Annotated in this window: 2 protein-coding genes; both read left to right on the plus strand. The window is 42.4% G+C overall.

The features are described 5' to 3' along the window. On the plus strand, positions 1-411 hold a 411-nt coding region (locus VIP81_RS15575), incomplete at its 5' end, for a hypothetical protein (protein ID WP_331962521.1). Positions 412-724: 313 nt separating this feature from the next. Next, the coding region (locus VIP81_RS15580; protein WP_331962524.1) for a TonB-dependent receptor at positions 725-2180 on the plus strand (1456 nt) is incomplete at its 3' end.

Raw genomic sequence — 2180 nt, forward strand, 5'->3', positions numbered from 1 at the left:
GTGAATGCCTGCAGCTCAAAAACAGACGACGCCAAGCCAACCAGCAGCTTTTCCTTTAAACTGGATAAGGATACTTATCAGTCCAACGCTACCGAAGCATATATCACCGATACCGTGTATGCTGGCATGAAAACCCTGGTAATAGATGGCGTGACCAATAACTTCGGCTACCATATGGAAATGATGATTACATTCCCTAAAGATACCCTTACTACCGGCTCATTCGAGGGTGTAGAAATGTCCCTGATGCAAATACAGCAAAAGGAATTGGGGTATACCGGTCAAAATATCAAAGTAAATATAACGAGCATTAATAGTAAACATGCGGAGGGAACTTTCTCCGGTGTATTATCAAATGGTGATACTGAAAAACCTTTAACGGACGGGACTTTCAAAGTCGAAATTTATTAAACATCTTTTTTAGATGACTTATCACATGGCCCTGCCTATAAAGGCGGGGCTTTTTCGTATATACGTTAAGGTTATATTATTTCTCTTTATTGTTTACCCTCAGTTAACAATAAATTTGTACCCCCTTTTTTCGGCTCTGTTAACATTAAAGACAAATAGAGAGGAGAATATGATATTATTTTAACCCAAAAAATAAAAAACAGCCGATTTTAAGCTTGCTTTATGTACTCCTTAACAATTCCGTAATAATCTGTTAACATTCTGGTTGTTTTAGACTGTTTCCTTTGCACCTGTAAATACTTACAAACAGTTTATGAAATCATTCTTTACGCTATTAGTTAGCTTCCTTGTAATCATTTTTTACAACAACGCGCAGGCGCAGGTAACTACATCTGTGATTTCGGGTAAAGTATCCGATCCGGGTGGTCAGGCTATTCCTGGCGTTACAGTAGTAATAGTAAACAACAGTACCGGCGCTAAATCCGGTGTACAAACCAACACAGACGGCCGCTATAATCTGCCGAACCTGAATCCGGGTGGTCCTTATACCATCACGGTTTCATTCATTGGATATAAGAAAGAAGTAAAATCAGATGTTAACCTCGGACTGGGAACTACCAGTTTCAACTTTAAATTACAGGAAGAATCAACAGCCCTGAGTGAAGTAGTTGTTACAGGTAATGCAGGCGGTGGTAAATCCAGCGGTACCAAAATAGGACAGGAGCAGATCAAAACGCTTCCTTCCCTGAGCCGCAGTCTGCAGGACCTTACTAAAGTAACTCCACAGAGCAACAACAACTCCTTCCTCGGTACCAACTACCGTTACAATAACGTAACCCTGGATGGTGCTATCAACAATGACGCAATTGGTTTCAGCCCTTCCTTAGGTGGACAGAGCAGCACCAGCGGTCAGCCAGGTAGCAGCACCCGCACTAACCCGGTATCACTGGATGCGATCCAGGATGTACAGGTTTTACTGGCTCCATTCGATGTGAAAGTAGGTAACTTCCTCGGTGGTAGCGTAAACGCGGTAACACGCAGCGGTACCAACGAAGTACATGGTTCCATATATGGTTACGGCCGTAACGCCTCCATGATTGGTAAAAACAACGCCGGTGACGGTTCTAAATTACCAAGCGATTTTCATGAATACCAGACAGGTGTTCGTGTAGGTTTCCCTATCATCAAAAACAAATTATTCTTCTTCACCAACGAAGAAATTACCCGTCGCGTTGATCCGGTGATCCTCGCTGCCGGCTCTGCTGACAACGGCGGTATCTTAACAGAAAAAGATGCAGCTGATATCACTGCTTTAATGAAAAGTTATGGTGTAGATCCGGGTACCGCAGGTAACACCAGCATCTATTCCAACTCTAATAAATTCTTTAACAGATTAGACTGGCATATCAACGGAAAACACCAGTTGTCTATCCGTAACAATACCATTACATCTGAAGCCACCAACCTGGAACGCGATCAACAGAACTTCCGTTTCAAAGGCATCGATTTCAAACAAACCAATAACCAGAGTTCTACAGTAGCTGAACTGAAAAGTAACTTCAACAGCTCGCTGTCTAACAGCTTGATCCTGGGTTACTCTTCCGTTCACGATTTCAGAGATCCCTTGTCTGATCCTGCTACACCGCAGATCCAGATCAAAGGAAGAACACCAGGTTCTACTATCTTCCTGGGTACTGACCGTGAAGCAAGTATCTTCAACATGAAACAAAAAACATTTGAAGTTACTGATAACGTGACCATATTTAAAG

The sequence above is a fragment of the Chitinophaga sp. genome (assembly GCF_036566945.1).
GTDB lineage: Bacteria > Bacteroidota > Bacteroidia > Chitinophagales > Chitinophagaceae > Chitinophaga.